Below are 20,048 nucleotides of genomic sequence, written 5' to 3'. Positions count from 1 at the left end.
TATGCAACGAATGAATTTTGAACGCCCTACTGATTATTACGATGAAAGATTATATACTATCGATGAAAAAATTTGTGCCCTATTAAAAGAACGGAAAGAACTTTCAGGTGGTGATCCAGGTTTTCCACATGATGAAGCTATTTATAAATGGGCAAAGCAATACGGATTTTATCCAGATTATCTAAATTCACTTTTCTCATCCATGATGGACGAAGGGGAATTTAAACCTCGCGTTGAACCAACTGCATTCCAAAAACATATACCGGTTTTTAAAACATATGAACATAATGGTATCATGTATACGGTAACTTTTATTCGGCAATACGCAAATGCTAGTGTAGTTTATTTATATAGCGATTGGGATTCCACTGATGAAGTTTTCAATGAAAATAAGCCTCATAGTTTCTTCCAATTATCAATAGATAATACATATGACTGCTGGCCAGAAGGTGGTGGCGGCACTGATGGACATTTTAGTCATCATTTCGTTATATCTCCTGCCCTTCCTGAGAATTCGTCTGGAATAAGCTTACGATTTAAAGAACTCAATATGCCGTTTAGGAAAGATCAAGCTGTGCTTGAATTTGAGATTCAATTGGATTAAAAAGAGCGTAATCTAGCTGGAAATTAGACTAGATTACGCTCTTTTAGTTGCTAGTTATGTAGTATATGAAATTTATATCAACGATTTTCCCAATATATAGGCTCTTAGAAACGAGATATCGATTTACCAACAACATTAGACACTATTATTTATGTAACACCCACTCCATTAACACGATTGCCGATTCAATACGTTCTTTCGTATCCCCTAAAAATAATTTATGAAGGAATGCTTTCAAATGAATTGGCTTATTCGGCAGCGTTTGAATATACCTTAAAACAGATCCCGCTGGCGGTGTAGGTTTATTATTAATAGCCCATATCCCTTCTAACAATGTCCAAGTTGAAGTATGAACGATGTATGAAGCTTTTAACTCATCATTTGCTTTCAAAGCAGACTGAATTTTAATGAGCGAACTATGTAACCAATGAGAAATACTTTTCACTTTGTCGCTAGAAACACGATAGTTTTCAAATTCATATGCAGCTATTTCCTTTAACTTTTTTAGCTCACCGCTTTTATCAAACAAAATTTCCCCTTCTAAAAATGAGTATAGTTCCATCGGATTGTTTTGAAAGTTTACTAGTATTTGATTAACACCCGCATACTTATATTCAACTAAAATTTCTTCTCTCGTTTCAGAATGAAACTTCTTCTTTTGTCCGTCTTCTAAAAGAATATATAAGTCTAAATCCGAATCAGGATATGCATCACCTCTTGCGACAGAACCGATAAGCATACATCCAGTTACCTTATCTATTGATAAGATTTCAGCTACTATTGTTTGCACTAATTTTTTATGTTGTTCATGTTTAATAGATGTCTGTGCTTCTAACATTTGTAACCTCCAAACATTTTTTTCACTTCATTTACCTCCATTTAACGAAACAATAAAACATATATCACATCCATATTTTACTATAAATCAAAAAAGAGGATATTTGTTTATTCCTAAACAAATATCCTCTACCTTTACATACATATATATTACGACTGTTGATAAGCCGCTTTCGATGATTTTACATAATAAACTGCGTGATCAACGTTAATGATATGATCTGGTTTTGGTTTCCCACGACTCGCTCTATGCCCTGCTAAATGTTCTTCGCTTGTTTCCCAGTTTTTCCATGCTTCTTCAGATTCCCAGCGAATCATAACGACAACTTCTTCGTCGCCGCGTCTTACTTTTTTCACAAGAACACTCAAGTCGATGAAGCCTTCAAATTTTTCAATAATACCTTCGCCAGTGAAACGTTCTACAACTATATTTGATGTACCTTCTTTGACTGTAAATGTTTTCGTTTCGATAAACATATATTCCACTCCCTCTTTTTAATACGAATACTAGTATTCTTCTATTATAGTTGATTATGATAATTATTTTCAATTAAAAAGTTTTAATTGTTTGAATTATGCTATTTTCTCTTCAACAGCTTCATCTAAAAATTTGAAATATGGAAGGAATATTCCTATTAAAGAAGTAACACATATAATCGCACCGATGATAAAGTAAAGTGATCTTACTCCCCACATTTCACTTAGTATGCCTCCTAATAACACACCTAACGGCATAGCGGATCGTATGAAAAATAAACGCACTGAAAATATTTGTCCTATCATATTGTTTGGTACTGTTTGTTGGCATATTGTTGTGTTATGAACATTGAAAAATGAAATACAAATCCCTGCTATTACTTCAACTATTATTGCAATGATAATGCTATGATTGAACCCTAGAGCAATGTATGTTAGTCCTCCTATAAACAATCCACCAAGCATGAGAATACGCCGGCTTTTATATGTTACTTTTCCGACTAGTATTGATCCAATTACATAGCCAAACGGGAAACCAGCCATAAAATAACCAAACTCCGCATACCCTGCTGACAGCTCATCTTTTATATAAGGAAGGTTTGTAACTAGCGTAACCCCAACTCCAAATTGCACGAAAGTAAGAAAGACACTGAGCCAAACGATAACTGGTTTTGTGAAAAAATATGTAAAACCGTGAAGAAACTGTTCTAGCCACGTTTTCCGAATGGATTGTGTTGTTCGCTTTTCTTTTATATAAAGTAAAAAAGCGCCACTAACAAATAGACAAATACATACGAAAGATAGTGTAAGTTCTACTCCAATCAAATGAATGGCCACTCCGCCTAATATTGGTCCAAGAAACATCATAAGTCGAGACATCCCATCAATATATGCATTTGCGTCTTGAAGTTGTTCTTCATTTACAATGCTCGGTGTAATTGCTTGACTTGCAGGTGTATACAGCGGCGTAATAAGCCCGATTATAATTTGTACGATATACACATGCCAAACTTCTATACTACTAGTAAGTAACATGACTAACGGTAGTAAGAAAACGGAAGCTCGCACCCATTGCGAAAATATCATAATCCACTTCCGGCTCCATTTATCAATAAATGGGCCACTTATTAATTGCAATATGAGTGATGGGATGAAATATAATAACCACATACTACTTAAAGCCATTTCTGACCCTGTTAACTCATATACTAGAATTGAATTACACAACGTTCCGAAAGCCCCTCCTAATTCAGAGATTGCACTACCAATCCACATAAAAAAGAACGAACGATTTTTCAATATATTTTTCAATTTCACACACCAACTTTTCTTTTATATTCCTCCCTTTATGTACATTCTCGTTGTTAATTATCTATTCAAAAACATATCTAATTCTTTCGCTAAAGACTGTACTGCTTTCTTTCTTAATACATATTTTCCGTCATGTATATCCACTAACTTCGCCGCACGTAACAATTTCAAATGATGGTGTACAGTAGATTTACCAAGTTGCAGTCTTTCTGTAATTTCCTGCAATGTTCGTTCTTTTTCGAACAACATTTTTACAATTCGTAACCTCGCTTCATCTCCAAGAACTTTATGCTTTTGAACTAAAAAATAATTGGGTTCATATGGATCTTCAGGATGGATACTTTCGTTTGCAACTGGGTAATGAAATACTTTCGTATCTTCAATATCCGCTTCAATATTCCAAGGCCTGTACGTCATTTGCGGGATAAGAAGCACGTAATGAACACTTGGTTCTGGCATATAATGAACGCCACCTGTAGCCCACTCGACAAACTCTTCTGGTTTCATCTTTTTATTCATTTCAACCTTTGCTTCATAATCTCGTTTTAATATAGAACGTATTTCTTCTTCCTTTTTTTGAATAACGCTCTCATACCATCCTGTCATAACAGCAATTAAATGGGCTTTCAGCACTTGTACATCAACATCGCATATAAAACGAATATAAGTAGAGAAAAACTGATGATCTTTTGTCAGTTCCATTAGTTCATGTATTGCATTTACATCTTTACTTGCGGCTAAACGTCTTTTCTCTTCATACTTCTCCCCTAAAAACGGTAAACATATATACTTCAAATCTACTTCTGAAAGTGAATCGATTGTAGTATGAAACTGCGATACATCGTGAAAATCTTCTTCATACAACAACTGAAGCAATGCTTTCCACGTATTATGTTCTTCGACAAATTGTAAGTGCTCTCTCATTTCTTCTGTTAATGATTTCTTAATTTCTTCCCATTCATTTTGGCTCTTTTCAAGAGTATCAATTAACCGCTTATGAGTAATCGCAGCAATGCCAAGCGCACATTCGAAAAGTATCGAATATTTCACTTGAACGTTATAAGTTTCCCTCTTTCTACTCGTTATGTGATAGACCTCCATTTTTATCCCTCCTTGTTTGCTATATATTAAATTCTATTTTTATCGAATTTAACCTTCTATATTTTTAGAATTATTTTACGAATTCAAAAAAACTCTAATCAATGAGCAAATAGAGAAAGGTTTATACTCTTTTTCATTCTGACTCAATGAAAATCTTGATTATTAACGGCCCTGTTATACGTTGCATTTCCTTCTCTTGCTCAGCTATAGAGAAGGTATATTGAAACGAAAAGAGAATGTATTTTATGAAGAAAATGAACAGGAGGCTATACGGATGGGAAGAAAAGAAATGTTGCAAAATGGAGTCCAACAAGTTTTTTACGAAGAAGAATGGTACCCACCAATATCAGAAGCGTTAAAGAATCTTACCGCTGAACAAGCATGTTGGCAACCAGAAGGTGCTGCCAGTAATACGATTTGGGAAAATGTGAACCATTTATTAGTCTTTAAAGAGCGCTTACTTTCCCGCATTCATGAAGATGATACATTTGTTGCTCCACAAAATAATGATGATACGTTTAGCCAAGGTGGACCTAATGATGATGATGCTTGGCAGCAAACAGTGAAACGAACGCTTCAAGTACATGATGCCTTACTATCTTCATTAACATCCTTTCAAGAAGCAGAACTAGACCAACCAAAGCCTTCTCTACCAATTTGGCAACAATATATGAATATCCTTTTGCACGATGCTTATCATACAGGACAAATTATACAACTTCGAAAACTCCAAGGTTCATGGCCAACTCACCGTTCTTATTTATAAGCGATGTTTACATTTGCTTACGTTTAACATGCAACCAAATAATTGAAAATAGCTACTTGTTTTGTAAATACTGCGATTGCTCAAAATAAAGCAAATTAAAATACAGGAATCCCAAACATCATTAACCTTCTTCATAACTTCTAATCATAATCCAAATTTGGAAGAATAGAGGCTTTTTTATATACAAATAATAAGCCTCAAGGAGTTGTTGACATGTATTTCATATTGAATATGTTAGGGATTTTCGTTGTCATATTAATTGTTTACTTATGTTCGCCTAATAAAAAACATATAAAATGGAGACCAATTGTAATTCTCATCATATTGGAGCTTTTTATTACGTGGTTTATGTTAGGCACAAAGCTAGGCAGTATTATCATTAATAAAATTGCTTCATTTTTCAGTTGGCTACTGGCATGTGCAAATGAAGGAATTCGATTTGCATTTCCTTCCGCTATGGAAAATCAAACAATTGATTTCTTCTTTAGCGCATTACTTCCTATCATTTTTGTTATCACGTTCTTTGATATTCTTTCTTATTTTGGAATCTTAACTTGGATTATTGATAAAGTAGGTGCAGTTATTTCAAAGATTTCTCGTTTACCAAAGTTAGAAAGTTTCTTTTCGATTCAAATGATGTTTTTAGGAAACACCGAAGCACTTGCGGTTGTTCGTGATCAATTATCTGTTTTAAAAGAAAATCGATTATTAACTTTTGGGATTATGAGTATGAGTAGCGTTAGCGGATCCATTCTTGGCGCTTATTTATCAATGGTTCCAGCAACTTATATTTTCAGCGCAATCCCATTAAACTGTATTAACGCATTAATTTTAGCCAATGTATTAAATCCTGTGGAAGTTTCGAAAGAAGAAGATGTTGTTTACACACCTTCTAAACATGAAAAAAAGGATTTCTTTTCTACTATTTCAAACAGTATGTTAGTCGGGATGAATATGGTTATCGTTATTTTAGCTATGGTAATTGGTTATGTAGCTTTAACTGCATGTTTAAATGGGATTTTAGGATTTTTTGTAACGGGGTTAACAATACAAAAAATCTTCTCCATTATCTTTAGTCCTTTCGCTTTTTTACTCGGTTTATCGGGCAGTGATGCTATGTATGTAGCTGAACTAATGGGGATCAAAATAACGACGAATGAATTTGTTGCAATGATGGATTTAAAATCAAACTTAAAGTCTTTACAACCGCATACGGTTGCGGTTGCCACAACATTTCTAGCTTCTTTTGCTAACTTTAGTACAGTAGGTATGATTTATGGAACTTACAATTCATTATTTGGCGGCGAAAAATCATCAGTCATCGGGAAAAATGTTTGGAAGCTTCTTGTGAGCGGAATGGCTGTTTCCTTATTAAGCGCTATGCTTGTTGGGCTTTTTGTATGGTAAATAATTTTTAAAATAAAAGACACCCAAACAAATGGAGTGTCTTTTATTTTTATTTTCGAATTTGTCCATTTCCACGAATGACGTATTTTGTAGAAGTTAATGCAGGAAGCCCCATTGGTCCCCTTACGTGTAGCTTTTGTGTACTGATGCCAATCTCAGCTCCGAATCCGAATTCAGATCCATCAGTAAAACGGGTTGATGCATTGTGATACAGCGCAGCAGCATCAACAGATACGAAAAATTTGCTAACGTTTTCCTCGTTTTCTGATATAATCGCTTCAGAATGCATAGATCCATACGTATTTATGTGATGAATCGCTTCTTCTATAGAAGAAACTACTTTAACTGCCAGCGTGAGAGATAAAAATTCTGTCCCCCAATCTTCTTCTGAAGCAAGTACAATTGAAGAATCCAATGCCAATGCTTTTTGATCACCACGTAGCTCCACGCCTCTTTCCTTCAAAGAAGAAAACAACTCGCTACCATATTGCTGTGCCCACTTCTCATGAAGTACAATCGTTTCAATCGCATTACATACAGATGGTCTCTGCGTTTTTGCATTTATAATAATATCAATTGCCATTTGCGTATTCGCTGTTTCATCAATAAAAATATGACAATTTCCCGCACCTGTTTCAAGTACTGGAACAGACGCTTCTCTCACAACAGTATCGATTAATTGTTTGCCACCTCTTGGAATAAGAACGTCTAAATAATCATTCATTGTAAACAACTGCTTTGCGCTAACTCGCGTTGTATCTTCTATAAGCTGTACGCTTTCTTGAGGTAAGCTTGTTTGTTTGAGCGCCCTGTGAATAACGGCAACAATCGCCTTATTAGAATGAATAGCAGAAGAACTACCACGTAATATGACTGCGTTTCCAGTTTTTAAACAAATTGTAGCAGCATCCACCGTCACATTCGGTCTTGCCTCATAAATCATGCCAACAACACCAAGTGGTACACGCATCTCCTGAATAGATAATCCATTTGGTCTTTCCCATGCACTTACACATTCTCCTACAGGATCACGTAATTCAATTAGCTGCTTAATCCCCTCTGTCATATCAACAATGCGTTGTTCAGTTAGCATTAGTCGATCAAGGAGTGAATTAGAAAATCCTTTTGCCTTACCTTCTTCGATATCTCGTTTGTTTTCCTCTAAAATATAAGCTGTTTCACTTATTAATTGATTTGCAATTGCATCAAGTGCTTCGTTTTTTTGATGTGTAGATTTTAGTACCAGTTCCCTAGCAACCTCTTTCGCTCTTTTCCCCTTTGCTAACACTTCATTCATTTTTATTTCCTCCTTTTTAACATCACTATTCTTAAAGTGAAACCCAATGATCCCTATGGATGACTTCATAATTATGCCTTTCGCCTCTTGCTTGAATATGTTGGCTTTGCATACCTTTTATCTCTCTTAATTCCTCTGCGCTATATGTGCATTGTCCTTTTCCAATTACGCGCCCTTGTTGCGTCATGACTTCTACAACATCGCCAACTTTGAAAAATCCTGACACATTTGTAACACCCGCAGGAAGAAGACTTTTACCATGCTGAATGATAGCTGTAGTTGCTCCAGCGTCTATTTCAATTTGACCGCTAACAAGCGAATGCAAGGCAATCCATTGCTTGTTCATCTTCATTTCTTTTTGAGGGGCATTTCCGACATACGTCCCGTCACCTTTCCCCTTTAAAACATCAACAAATTTCTCTTGTCCACGTCCTGTTCCGATAAATACACTTACTCCAAGAGAGAGCGCTGTCTTTGCAGCGTCGATTTTTGACTTCATACCACCAGTCCCAAGTTTTGAACCAGCATCTCCAGCAAGAGAAGCGATTTCTTCTGTAACTTCAGGAAGGAAATAATATTTTTTCGCATCCTCATTTTTTTGAGGATTTTTATCATATAAACCGTTCACATCTGTAAAAATCATAAGCATATCTGCCGAAACAAGTCCGCTTACTAAAGCTGACAGCATATCATTATCACCGAACGTTAACTCCTCTAAAGAGATGGAATCATTTTCATTAATGATTGGAAGAGCAGAACGGTTTAGTAACTCTCCTAACGTCGCGTAAGCGTTACTATATTGTTCTTTTCTAGAAAAATCACTTCTCGTCAGCAATAGTTGTGCAGTAACGATACCGTATTTATGAAATTCCTCCGTGTACGCCTGCATTAACAAACTTTGTCCGACAGCCGCAGCAGCCTGTTTTCCTTTAATTGTTACAGGTCTGCTAGGATATCCTAGAGCAGAAAAACCTGCAGCGACAGCCCCAGATGTAATTAACAAAACTTCATGCCCTTCCTCTTTCAATCGAGCTAATGCGGCAACATGATCTGAAAGTTGTTCTTTAGAAATGCCTCCAAGACTATCCGCCAAAGAACTGCTCCCAATCTTTACAACTATTCGCTGTTTCTTCACTTTTTTATCCCCCAAGTCTAAATTACACTTCTATTCATACAGCTTGCAGCGATTTCTATTCTTATGAGTGCTGCACGTAGCCTATTTAAGAGCAAAATAAAAATGACCGCTTCGCCCTTAATAAAATAAAAAGGACGAAACGGTCATTGTTCCGCGGTACCACCTTAATTGATATACATAGATATCCACTTGGTGCCTATAACGCAGGCGAACGCCTAAACTTTCATTTAAGACTCAGGGATAGGTTCGATATATTCTATACGAGGAATCTTTCAGCCGGTGAATTCCACTCTCTTTCGCAAGAAGACATATGTACTATTTCCCTTCAACGATTTTCGGTTTAATTTTTTTATATTATGCGATATAGTTCGATTTGGTGTCAAGAGGTATTTTTAAAAATAAATAGAGCTGCGAGTTACTTGTATGAAGTTATTGCTCTACTGAATGAAAATACAAATTGATAAAAGTTCAACTCATATTTATAAACATAAACCTTACATTATAGTGTATATATTTACATAATGTCGAATATAATTATTTTTTATCTTTTCATGTTGCAAAAAGGAATATATTCTCTTAGAATGTTTCTTTATATTGCACAGAGATGTTATTGTTATACTAAGATAACAATTTCGAAATGATATAATTTATTAAAAAAGGAGCAAGATTGAATTATTATGGATAAACAAATTGGATTCATCGGATGCGGAAATATGGGGATGGCTATAATTGGCGGGATGCTAAACAAAAAGATAGTGTCTTCAAATCATATCATTTGTTCAGATTTAAACACGACGAATTTAGAAAATGCTAGTGAAAAGTACGGAATAACTATAACTACTGACAACAATGAAGTCGCTAAAAATGCTGATATTTTAATTTTATCAATTAAACCAGACTTATACCCGTTAGTAATTAACGAAATTAAAGAAGTGATAAAAAACGATGCTATCGTCGTTACGATCGCTGCTGGTAAAAGTATTGAAAGTACTGAAAATGCCTTTAATAAAAACTTAAAAGTTGTAAGAGTAATGCCTAATACTCCTGCTCTTGTTGGAGAAGGAATGTCAGCATTATGCCCGAATGAAATGGTGACAGAAAAAGATTTAGAAGATGTGCTAAACATTTTCAATAGTTTTGGTCAATCAGAGATTGTAAGTGAAAAATTAATGGATGTTGTAACATCTGTAAGTGGCTCTTCACCAGCATACGTATATATGATAATAGAAGCGATGGCAGATGCTGCTGTACTAGATGGTATGCCAAGAAATCAAGCATATAAATTCGCAGCTCAAGCTGTATTAGGATCTGCAAAGATGGTACTAGAAACAGGAATACATCCAGGTGAATTGAAAGATATGGTTTGTTCCCCTGGCGGAACAACGATAGAAGCTGTAGCAACTTTAGAGGAAAAAGGCTTACGAACAGCCATCATTTCAGCTATGCAACGTTGTACACAAAAGTCTGTCGAACTATCTGGTCAAACGAAAAAGTAAAACTATAAAAGAGATCACGTTAGTTATGAATTTCATTAGAAATGCACTACATAATAAACGGCCAAACTCGAATTTACTTGAGTTTAGCCGTTTTAGTTGTTAATTATATTAAAATAATTTCACTTTTCCCTTCCCTACTATACTTGTGTAATTTTATTAGAAACAAGTAATTTTTCAATGCAAATCGGTAACATGTCTAATAGCGTTTCAAATGCGTAATTTACATCTAGACGTTCTGTCCATTGATGTGCATCTTTTCCTACCGGTCCCATATTTAAAACTGGAACATCAAATTCTTCTAGTTCCTGAAGTGGAATTGAGTAACCTTTATCCCATAATGGCATATTGTCTACAAGTGAACTCATTGAATGTAATGGATTTTGTAAGCCCACATAACTCAAATCTGAAATTCCTCCAAAATAGTTTTGGTTTTCAAATGAAATATTATGATTGAAGTTTGCATACTTTTCCATCTCTCCAACTACCGCTTTAATTAATTGGTTGTTGCGTGAACTTACAGCTGGATAATATGGCGGAGCAAAGAAAAGTACAATCATCGGTGCTTTTTCTTTACATAAGATGGCTAATTTATCTACTAAATCAATCGTTACCGCACGATCATCTTTATCTTCTCTATTTTTAATAACACTAGATTGAATATCATCTATTTTCTCTTGCCCATGTTGTTCAATTGCATAAGCGATAAGCTCTTCATACGTTAATACATTTACTTTGAGGTTAGGTGGTATAAATGGATTATATTTAGAAAAACGATAAGCTTGCTTCTCATATGATTCTTCTATTTTCTCTGCTACTTTCGTTACTTTTTGACGTAACAATGAAACGACATCTGTCATTGATTTTTCTAGTAAAAACAAATTAAATAATGTGACTGCACGATGCGGAATTTGTACAGAGTAATCCTCCTTTAAGTCCCTTTGAAGTAAATTAGTTGGCGGAGGACTCGCTTCCCCTTCTACAATATCACAAAGGTCTGTATTCAACTCTAATTCTGCTGTTATTAATGAAGCCATATAACTCCCATTTAGGCCCGCAAAAGGTTCACCTACATGTGTCTCTTTTCCGTAGCAAAGAAAACCAGGTAACACTTTACCAATAGAACCAGTGTAAATATATTTCTTTTGGTCACCAGGATGCCTTGAAAACATAGGCTCTGAATTTAGTACCGTTTTATACTCTAAATCATGTTCTCTTGCTAACTCTAGTAATCTTGGAACAGCAGCTCTCATCCCTACAGAGTTTACTTCTTCATCTGGTACAGCCAATAAAAGAACATTCCCATCAAACCTTCCTTCACAAGCCTGCTCAACCATCGCCATTTGTAACGTGAGGCCGCATTTCATATCCATTGTTCCTCTACCAAACAGCCAATCTCCATGTTCTATATCTTCACGTACATGGTCTGGTAATTCATCTTTATGAGAATAAAACATAGACGTTAACTTTTTAGGATTGAATGCATCTTCTTTCCACACTCCATAATCTTGTACATCTACAACATCAAAGTGACTTACTAAAATTACGGTATTTTTTGTACGATCGCTTTTCTTTACTAGTGCTGTAACAAAATGTCGTCCATCGCCCGTCGGATTTTTTTGCAAATGGTGCGGATTTTCTTTGAAGTACTGTAAATCAGATAATTGTTCCACAACGAAGTCTGGCAATATCACTTCAGCTTCTGTACCTGTAATACTAGGAATTTCAACAAGACTGCTTAATAATTGAATCAATTGTTCTTTTGATTGCCACTTTGACATATAAATCCCCCTATTTTTCCGCATTATGAAAATGAATTCCAGTATATGAATAAAAAATGACGACAGTTATCAAAATTATAGTTCTGATGTACTGCCGATTTTTATTGATATTTCATGTGCTGCTTGTTTTACCTTACTAATAAGAAAAGAAAGTCGATCATCATTAATGCGATGACTAATTAACCCAACACTTAATGCTCCTACTACTTTATGATTAAATCCGATAATAGGTGCAGCTACTGAAGCTGTCCCTTCTGTTTTTTCTCCATAACTGACAGCATATCCTTCGTTTCTTATTTGCTTTATTTGATCAAGAAGAATTTGCTTTTGTTCTGGTAAAGCAGAAAGTAGTTGCTCAACAATATATTCCATTTCATTCTGTTTCATATTGGCAAGCATCGTTTTATTTGCAGCACCAATCGAAAGAGGAATCTGTTCCCCTAAGTTATCAATCACTCGAATTTTTAAAGGGCTATCCATTCTTTCAATGATAATAGAATGTGTTCCATTTGGAATGTTCAAATATACACTTTCTTCCACTTCATAGGCTAATCGCTTCATTACTTCTCTTGCCACAGATCTGTAGTCTACTTTCTCCAATTGTCGTAATCCTATTTCCATCCACATTGGTCCAATTTTGTACTGTTTCGTCTCTGAAATTTGTGTAACTAGCCCATGCTCGATTAGAGAGTTAAGTAATCTATGTACTGTACTAACTGGGAGATGTGTTCTGTCCGCTATATCAGAAATGGCCCAATACTCTTTTTCATTAGTAGAATTTAATAACTTTATAATACTTATCGCTCGATCAATGGACTGTACCATAACTCACCTCTACTTGACTTGTAATATGTTAGTACGCTCAATTACCTATCAATTTAACAAAAATTCGAAATGAAATCAATCTATTTATTCAATTTTCTAAAAATAAAAATATGCTGCGAACGATAATTTGAAAGCGCAAACAAAAAAATATTGACTTTTCTTTTTAATTATCTGAAAATTATAACAAGATTTCACATCACGGAATATATTCCACAATACGGAAAAACATCAAACTTTATTCTATCAACTACGAAAGTGAGGAAAACAATGGCGCAAGTAAATAATACAAACAATGAATTAAAACGTACGATGAAAAGTAGACACTTATTCATGATTGCACTCGGTGGCGTGATTGGAACGGGGTTATTTAACGGATCTGGCTTTATTATAAGTCAAGCTGGACCTGGTGGATCCGTACTTGCCTTTATTGCTGGTGGATTATTAATGTATTTCGTTATGCTATGTCTTGGTGAGCTCGCTGTAGCCATGCCTGTTTCAGGCTCTTTCCAGGAATATGCCACTAAGTTTATTAATCCTGCAACTGGCTTTACAATCGGATGGTTGTATTGGTTAAGCTGGGCGAATACAACCGGCCTTGAATTTACAACTGCCGGCATTACAATGCAGCGCTGGTTTCCTGATATTCCTGTTTGGGTTTGGTGTTTAATATTTGGCGTTACAATCTTCACAATTAACGCATTATCTGCTCGTAGTTATGCAGAAACAGAATTTTGGTTTTCAAGTATAAAAGTATCTGCCATTATCGCTTTTATTATTCTTGGCGGCGCCGCTATGTTCGGTTTTATTGATTTAAAAGGCGACGAACCAGCTCCGCTATTTTCAAATTTCGTAAATCATGGTGGTTTATTCCCAAATGGACTTGCCGCTATTCTTTTAACAATGGTTACAGTCAATTACTCCTTCCAAGGTACAGAACTTGTCGGAATCGCAGCAGGTGAAAGTGAAGATCCAGCAAAAACTTTACCTCGTTCTATTAGAAATATTATATGGCGTACGATGTTTTTCTTCGTCTTAGCAATCTTTGTTCTTGTTGCTTTAATTCCTTGGGAAGAAGCAGGATTAACAAAAAGCCCGTTCGTTGCTGTATTTGATAATATCGGTATTCCATATGCAGCTGATATTATGAACTTTGTTATTCTTACAGCTGTTCTTTCTGTCGCAAACTCAGGACTTTACGCGGCAACTCGCATGCTTTGGTCATTATCCAAAAATGAAATGGCTCCAGCCTTTTTAAAAAAATTATCATCACGAGGAATACCTCTAAACGCTTTAATTATGACGATTGCTATTTCTGCTTTTTCTCTTTTGACAAGCGTAGTAGCTGCTGAAACTGTTTACTTATGGCTCATTTCCATTTCTGGAGTTATCACAATCATTGTTTGGATGTCAATTTGTGTTTCTCAGTTCTTTTTCCGTAAACATTATGTAGCAGACGGCGGAAAATTAGAAGACTTAAAGTTCAAAACGCCACTTTATCCACTTGTACCAATTCTTGGCTTTGGATTGTATGGCATTATATTAATTAGTCTTATCTTTATCCCTGAACAACGACTTGGAATCTATTGTACTGTACCATTTATTATCTTTTGCTACACTTATTATCACTTAAAAGTTAAGAAAAGAATTTCTACTAACACTAATAGTGAAACTAAAATTAGCGAGACGATGTAATACCCTGCTTATATAAAAGACCGCACATGGCTTTCACTTCATGTGCGGTCTTTTATAATTTTAATTCGCTTTAAAATTATATAATGGCTTAATAATATGCTTTATATCTATTGTCTCTTTCGTATTTTCGATAATTTCATTCATTGGCTTGTATACCATTGGCGCCTCATCAATTGTGCTCTCTGCTACCGATGTAGTCCAAACTTCTGTCATCGTATTTTGGAAGTCCTCTAGACTCAATAATTCTTTAGCCTTCTTACGACTCATGATACGTCCTGCCCCATGCGGACCAGAAAAATTCCAGTCTGGATTACCTTTACCAAATGCAATAATTGAACCATCTCTCATGTTAATTGGAATAATGACTCGTTCATCTTTCTGAGCTGAAATAGCACCTTTTCGTAGAATCATATTTTCTATGTCTATATAGTTATGTATTGTAGTAAATTGATCGGTTACTTTCCAGTCCATTTTCGTAACAATTTCATCAATCATTGCTTTACGATTTAACCCAGCATACTTTTGAGCAATATTCATGTCATTCATATAATCTTTGAATCCCTGTCCTTCTAAATAAGCTAGTTCTTTACGAATCTTTGGCTTCTGAATTCCACGTAAAGTTTCTTGTATTTCTTTTGCTCTACCCTCTTCAGTTAATCTCTTAATAATCTCATCTTTCATTGATGTAACATCAATGAGTTGTTCATATGCGAAGTTTTGGTAATACTCTGCTATTTGTTTACCTAAATTACGAGAACCACTATGAATGACAATATATACATTCCCTTTATCGTCTTCATTTAGTTCGATGAAATGATTCCCTCCTCCAAGAGTACCTATACTTTTTTGAGCGCGTTGTAATGTAAATGGTGCTCTCACCCTATCAAAATCAATCATTTTTGAGAATCGATGTTCTTTATCTCGTATACGAAAACCACTTGGAACGAATTTACGAATTATTTCGTCTAAATAATCGAAATTAATTTCTTCTTTTTTCTTATCAATTACAACAACTTCCATACCACAACCAATGTCTACCCCTACAAGATTAGGAACGATTTTATCTTGTATTGTCATTGTTGTCCCAATCGTACACCCTGCTCCCGCATGTGTATCTGGCATAATACGAATTTGACTATCCTTTACAAATTCTTGGTTACAAAGATCAATAATCTGCCCTGTCGCAGTCTCATCAACGTTATTCGTAAATACTTTCGCTTCATTGTATTTTCCTTGTAATTTCAACATCTTTCATTTCCCCTTCCTTTTGAAAGAATTATTTTATTACGTTGTTTCTGTTCTCATCATTACTCTCATCCACCTTTTGCTTTCCATTATATATGTATGATATCCTTCAAAATAATAAAAAATAATGATGTTTTATCTTATTTACATAATATGATTATCGTATCCTTGAATTTATACCTACATATGAGTATTCCACGTCCTCAATATCCGTTATATATAACAAAAACTCCCCTTAAATCGAAAATGATTAAGGGGAGTTTAATAGCCGATGAAATTATAATTCCGATTTCACCCGAACAGAAACATTATTTTTAATTATATTTTTTACATCTTTAAAGCTAACAAAATTGTTACTTTTCTCATCCCAAAGACGGAAACGTAGTGATTGTAAGCTTGTAGCAAGTGTAATTGTTGGTACATTTTTTAACGGAAGCGTATTATTGTGTGCCTCTTCTAGCTTATAATTAGGTACTCTTGGGCTTAAATGGTGAACATGATGGAATCCAATATTACCAGTTAAGAATTGCAAGATTTTTGGAAGTTTATAAAATGAACTTCCTTCTACTGCCGCTTTTACATATTCCCAATCTTTATCCTCTTCAAAATAAGAATCCTCAAAAGTGTGCTGTACATAAAACAGCCAAATCCCTACTGAACCTGCTATTAAGAATATCGTACCGTGTACGAACAGAAACGATTGCCACCCTATTGCCCAGCAAAGTATTGCTACTACAGCAACGATAATAATATTCGTCAAATACGTATTCATACGTTCTTTCTGTCTTGCACCTTTTCGGTTAAATCTATTTTTAAGCAAGAAAACATAAATCGGACCTAATCCAAACATAACGAATGGATTGCGATATAAACGATATGCTAAACGAAGTCTAAATGGTGCAGCTACATATTCATCGACTGTAAGCGTCCAAATATCTCCTGTACCTCGCTTATCTAAATTACCACTTGTAGCGTGATGAATCGCATGCTCATGCCCCCATTGATCAAATGGGAATAACGTTAACACACCCATACATGTACCTACTATTCTATTTGCACGTCGACTTTTAAAGAATGAATAATGGGTACAATCATGAAAAATTATGAAAATTCGCGTCATAAAACCAGCAGCTAACAAAGATGGAACTAATGCTAACAGATAAGAAACAGACAAACTTTTATAAGCGAGATACCATAAAACAACAAATGGCACGACTGTGTTAATAAGTTGCCACACACTTTTTTTAATTGTTGATTTTTCATATGGAGCAACTTGTTTTTTTAAATTTTTAGTATTTTCTAATGTCATTTTACTAATTCCTTTCCTTTTTGTTGCTAATTCATATTATAGCATACTATTAGTATCAGGTGTTAAAAGTAGATGTAATAAATATTATATACTATAAAAATCTCTTTTTTCTTACTCAATACTTACAAATTACTTACTCCCCAAATAGCGCTATAATTGGACAAATGGAGCGTTTTATTTATAAAATGAACTTCTACAAACTTTTTCACAAGCAGAAAAGAGCTGCCATAAGTCAGTTTCACCGGCTTATGGCAGCTCCTCTTCATTTTATTTTATCGATGGATCCAAACTGCACCTGCAGACTTGTCTTCAGCTTGACCTACTACTTCAAACTTCAATCCTAGTTTAGGTAACTTACGTCCCGCATCTGGAATAACGCTGTTGATGTATTGCTTAGAATCATCAAATTTTGCAACTCCTGGTAATCCTTTATAGTCAAAGATACCGCGAGTTGGTGAATTTACTTTCCATGCTGGCGTTTGATCAAATGAGAATGCCGCATCGGCAATTTGATAACGTGTACTGCTCTTCACAGTAGGTTGTCCGTTTAATGTTCCTACGATTGCCTCTGGATGAGAATCTACTACTCCAAGGAACCCTTCACCTGGATGCACGCCTACCCAGTTATCTGTAAAGCTTTGATCCGCATACCATACAACCATTCCTGTATTAAATACTGGACCACGTGCATATTGTAATGCAGTATCAGACCCAGCGTAATTACGCCACTCGATATAGTAGTTATGTTTCTTCTGTTCAAATCCGTTAGACACAGTAAATCCTTTTAATGTCATTGCTGGCTGGCCTTCTGCGTCATCAGAGAAAACAACTTTTCCATCTACAGTTAATGCTGCATTGTCTAACGCAAACCCTTTATATGCTACTGCAATATCTGTTACATACTCAAATTGCAGTTTTACTTTCTTTCCTTTGAATTGATTTAAATCATATGATTTATCAATCCACTTACCATCCGTTGTATCTATACCGCCTTTTACATCTTTTTCGCCCATTCGATCAATGCGTGTCTTCGTTCCATCTTCTGCAATCGCATATACGTCAAGGAAATCATACTTCGCTTCCAGTTCGTAAAATGCCTTATAATCGAACTTAGCATCCATTGCAGTCGTTAAGTCAAATACTGGTGTCTCAAGTGTTGTATGAATGTCATTTCCTTTCGTGCTGTAATAAAACTTCTTACCAAATGCTGACTCAATATTTTTTATATCTTTGTCTGGCAAGTTAACACGAATGATTCCTGGTCGTTTTGATTTTGTCACACTTTGATCTAAATACGTTGCAGTACCGATTCCCGTGCGAAGTTTATCATAATCTACCTCAACAATATTCGCCCAGTTCCCCTTCATATTTTTTTGGAAAAACTCTTTATTTTGCGGTGAGAAACTTGTTGGCTCTGTACCTGCAATTTTTCCAGCCCAGCTACCGCCACTCATTAGAGACCATGATTCAACTGGTTCACCTTGTCCTGAATACTTTGTATCGTATTCATCTGGCAAGCCTAAATCATGACCATACTCATGTGCAAATACACCAACCGCTCCGTCTTCAGGCTCGATTGTATAATCGTATGCAGCCATCTTTCCGCCCCAGTTCGAAACAGAAGATTTTGTACCATCAATCGCATATGGCTTCGATCCTAGTTTTGAGCGATGAGACCAAATCGCATCGTCTTTCAATTTACCACCGCCAGCTTCTTGACCCACGCCTGCATGTACTACCATTAAATGATCGATGATTCCATCTGGCTCATTTTTATTTCCATCACCATCTTGATCGTATTGATCAAATTGGTCATAATCTGCTAAATTGATACCTTTGGCTACTGCTGCTTTCAATGCTTCTTTCACAAAATCTTTTGGGCCTAAAGGACCTTTGTTGTCATGACCAGTTCCCGCATCAGCACCATAATCTGACGCTTTTCCTGGAACAGTAAGCCATTCTGTTACAGTTCCATCAACTGTGTAGCTTCCGCCAGATTGTTCTTCATAATATTGTTTAAATGTATTAATCTTCGATCCATCAAATAACGTAAATGGCTCATCACCAAATAACATTTTTTGATAATGTTCACGATTAAAGTCCTTAGAATACATATACCCCGGTTCTTGATCGATATTATTATGCTTAAAATCGCTAAATTCTACGAGTAATACAAGTACTTTATCTTTTCGAACAGCCCCATTGTACTCAGCTTGCTTCGCTGGTGTAGTCGGTACTTTTCCATTTAATTTTCCTGGGTTCAATCCTGCACTTTGCCCAGCTACTGGTCCTACTTCGGATTGCTGCGCCTGTTCATTTTCCTTCATTTTTGCATCTTTTACTTTTTTCATAAAATCTGAAGCTTCTTGCGTAAGATTTTCTCCTGTCAAGATTTCTTTTCCAGGGTTTTCCCCTTTCTTTTTCTCAACATATTTTTCGACAGCCTTTGATGTCTCAGCTTGTGATGCAGATTGATCGATTACTCCCCGTTGCTTCAACGCTTCTGCCAAGCGTTCCTCTGGTATTAAATGCTCATCAATTGGTAGAGATGGTGGCGTATCAGCATACGCTGCATAACTTCCAAAAGCAAACGTACTACTTAGCACTGCTGCTGTTGTTAATACCGCTAAAGGTTTTAATTTCTTTTTCTTTCTCAATGTATTTCCTCCCCAGTGTCTGCAAATTATCGATTTTTGCCGATAGCAATATAATATTCGTTATAATACGAATATTCAATCTTTTTAAAGTGCTAAAATGTTGAGAAATAT

At 35.5% G+C, this 20,048-nt stretch carries 16 protein-coding genes and 1 other annotated feature; of the genes, 5 read left to right on the top strand and 11 right to left on the bottom strand.

Going from position 1 to position 20,048, the window contains the following annotated elements:
• Position 1 precedes the first annotated feature (1 nt).
• On the top strand, positions 2-604 hold the full coding sequence (locus tag ACTFSI_RS15085) for a hypothetical protein (protein WP_044792865.1): 603 nt from the start codon (positions 2-4) through the stop codon (positions 602-604).
• Positions 605-749: 145 nt separating this feature from the next.
• On the opposite strand, the gene ACTFSI_RS15080 is transcribed toward ACTFSI_RS15085, so the two are convergent.
• The 4 genes from ACTFSI_RS15080 to ACTFSI_RS15065 form a co-directional block, all read right to left on the bottom strand.
• Positions 750-1,442 carry a nucleotidyltransferase domain-containing protein gene (locus tag ACTFSI_RS15080; RefSeq protein WP_139895296.1) on the bottom strand — a complete coding sequence of 231 codons (693 nt, stop codon included), beginning with the start codon at positions 1,440-1,442 and terminating at the stop codon, positions 750-752.
• Positions 1,443-1,591: 149 nt separating this feature from the next.
• The gene (gene hmoA, locus ACTFSI_RS15075) at positions 1,592-1,918 is read right to left on the bottom strand and encodes a heme-degrading monooxygenase HmoA (protein ID WP_000469503.1); all 327 of its coding nucleotides are present in this window, start codon (positions 1,916-1,918) and stop codon (positions 1,592-1,594) included.
• 96 nt (positions 1,919-2,014) lie between these two features.
• Positions 2,015-3,229, bottom strand: a complete 1,215-nt coding sequence (locus ACTFSI_RS15070; RefSeq protein WP_197225547.1) for an MFS transporter — start codon at positions 3,227-3,229, stop codon at positions 2,015-2,017.
• Between the two features lie 57 nt (positions 3,230-3,286).
• Positions 3,287-4,330: an ArsR/SmtB family transcription factor gene (locus ACTFSI_RS15065; protein WP_138321798.1), complete on the bottom strand. Its 1,044-nt coding sequence runs from the start codon at positions 4,328-4,330 to the stop codon at positions 3,287-3,289.
• Between the two features lie 274 nt (positions 4,331-4,604).
• Here ACTFSI_RS15065 and ACTFSI_RS15060 point away from each other — a divergent pair, with 274 nt between their 5' ends.
• The gene (locus tag ACTFSI_RS15060; RefSeq protein WP_044792870.1) at positions 4,605-5,096 is read left to right on the top strand and encodes a DinB family protein; all 492 of its coding nucleotides are present in this window, start codon (positions 4,605-4,607) and stop codon (positions 5,094-5,096) included.
• A 213-nt stretch (positions 5,097-5,309) separates the two neighbouring features.
• Entirely contained in the window at positions 5,310-6,503 is a 1,194-nt protein-coding gene (locus tag ACTFSI_RS15055; protein ID WP_000273612.1) for a NupC/NupG family nucleoside CNT transporter, read from the top strand.
• A gap of 49 nt (positions 6,504-6,552) precedes the next feature.
• Here ACTFSI_RS15055 and proA read toward each other — a convergent pair whose 3' ends face one another.
• Both proA and proB read right to left on the bottom strand, forming a co-directional pair.
• Complete coding sequence (proA, locus tag ACTFSI_RS15050) at positions 6,553-7,800, bottom strand: gamma-glutamyl phosphate reductase (protein WP_001006658.1); 1,248 nt, start codon at positions 7,798-7,800, stop codon at positions 6,553-6,555.
• A 31-nt stretch (positions 7,801-7,831) separates the two neighbouring features.
• Positions 7,832-8,935 (bottom strand): glutamate 5-kinase, encoded by a 1,104-nt coding sequence (proB, locus tag ACTFSI_RS15045; protein ID WP_000744742.1) that lies wholly within the window; start codon positions 8,933-8,935, stop codon positions 7,832-7,834.
• A gap of 127 nt (positions 8,936-9,062) precedes the next feature.
• Positions 9,063-9,273 (bottom strand) — a binding site (T-box leader).
• Positions 9,274-9,612: 339 nt separating this feature from the next.
• Here proB and proC point away from each other — a divergent pair.
• On the top strand, positions 9,613-10,431 hold the full coding sequence (proC, locus tag ACTFSI_RS15040; RefSeq protein ID WP_138321796.1) for a pyrroline-5-carboxylate reductase: 819 nt from the start codon (positions 9,613-9,615) through the stop codon (positions 10,429-10,431).
• Between the two features lie 137 nt (positions 10,432-10,568).
• On the opposite strand, the gene ACTFSI_RS15035 is transcribed toward proC, so the two are convergent.
• Together ACTFSI_RS15035 and ACTFSI_RS15030 are read right to left on the bottom strand one after the other, a co-directional pair.
• Positions 10,569-12,209 carry a M20/M25/M40 family metallo-hydrolase gene (locus ACTFSI_RS15035; RefSeq protein ID WP_000049548.1) on the bottom strand — a complete coding sequence of 547 codons (1,641 nt, stop codon included), beginning with the start codon at positions 12,207-12,209 and terminating at the stop codon, positions 10,569-10,571.
• A gap of 75 nt (positions 12,210-12,284) precedes the next feature.
• Entirely contained in the window at positions 12,285-13,034 is a 750-nt protein-coding gene (locus tag ACTFSI_RS15030; protein WP_000250772.1) for an IclR family transcriptional regulator, read from the bottom strand.
• A 267-nt stretch (positions 13,035-13,301) separates the two neighbouring features.
• On the opposite strand from ACTFSI_RS15030, the gene ACTFSI_RS15025 reads away from it, so the two are divergent.
• A complete protein-coding gene (locus ACTFSI_RS15025) occupies positions 13,302-14,726 on the top strand; it encodes an amino acid permease (protein ID WP_138321794.1) in 1,425 nt (474 codons plus the stop codon).
• 60 nt (positions 14,727-14,786) lie between these two features.
• Here ACTFSI_RS15025 and ACTFSI_RS15020 read toward each other — a convergent pair whose 3' ends face one another.
• From ACTFSI_RS15020 to ACTFSI_RS15010, 3 genes are all read right to left on the bottom strand, one after another.
• Positions 14,787-15,974 (bottom strand): RtcB family protein, encoded by a 1,188-nt coding sequence (locus ACTFSI_RS15020; RefSeq protein ID WP_000916220.1) that lies wholly within the window; start codon positions 15,972-15,974, stop codon positions 14,787-14,789.
• Between the two features lie 274 nt (positions 15,975-16,248).
• Entirely contained in the window at positions 16,249-17,280 is a 1,032-nt protein-coding gene (locus tag ACTFSI_RS15015) for a fatty acid desaturase (RefSeq protein ID WP_000171515.1), read from the bottom strand.
• A 272-nt stretch (positions 17,281-17,552) separates the two neighbouring features.
• Positions 17,553-19,937: an immune inhibitor A domain-containing protein gene (locus ACTFSI_RS15010; protein WP_138321792.1), complete on the bottom strand. Its 2,385-nt coding sequence runs from the start codon at positions 19,935-19,937 to the stop codon at positions 17,553-17,555.
• Between the last annotated feature and the right edge of the window lie 111 nt (positions 19,938-20,048).

Origin of the sequence: Bacillus cereus group sp. MYBK101-2, assembly GCF_051918845.1 — a bacterium.
In the GTDB taxonomy this organism is placed as follows: domain Bacteria; phylum Bacillota; class Bacilli; order Bacillales; family Bacillaceae_G; genus Bacillus_A; species Bacillus_A paranthracis.
Note: the sequence above shows the minus strand (reverse complement) of the source record. Positions and strands in the feature narration are given on the sequence as shown.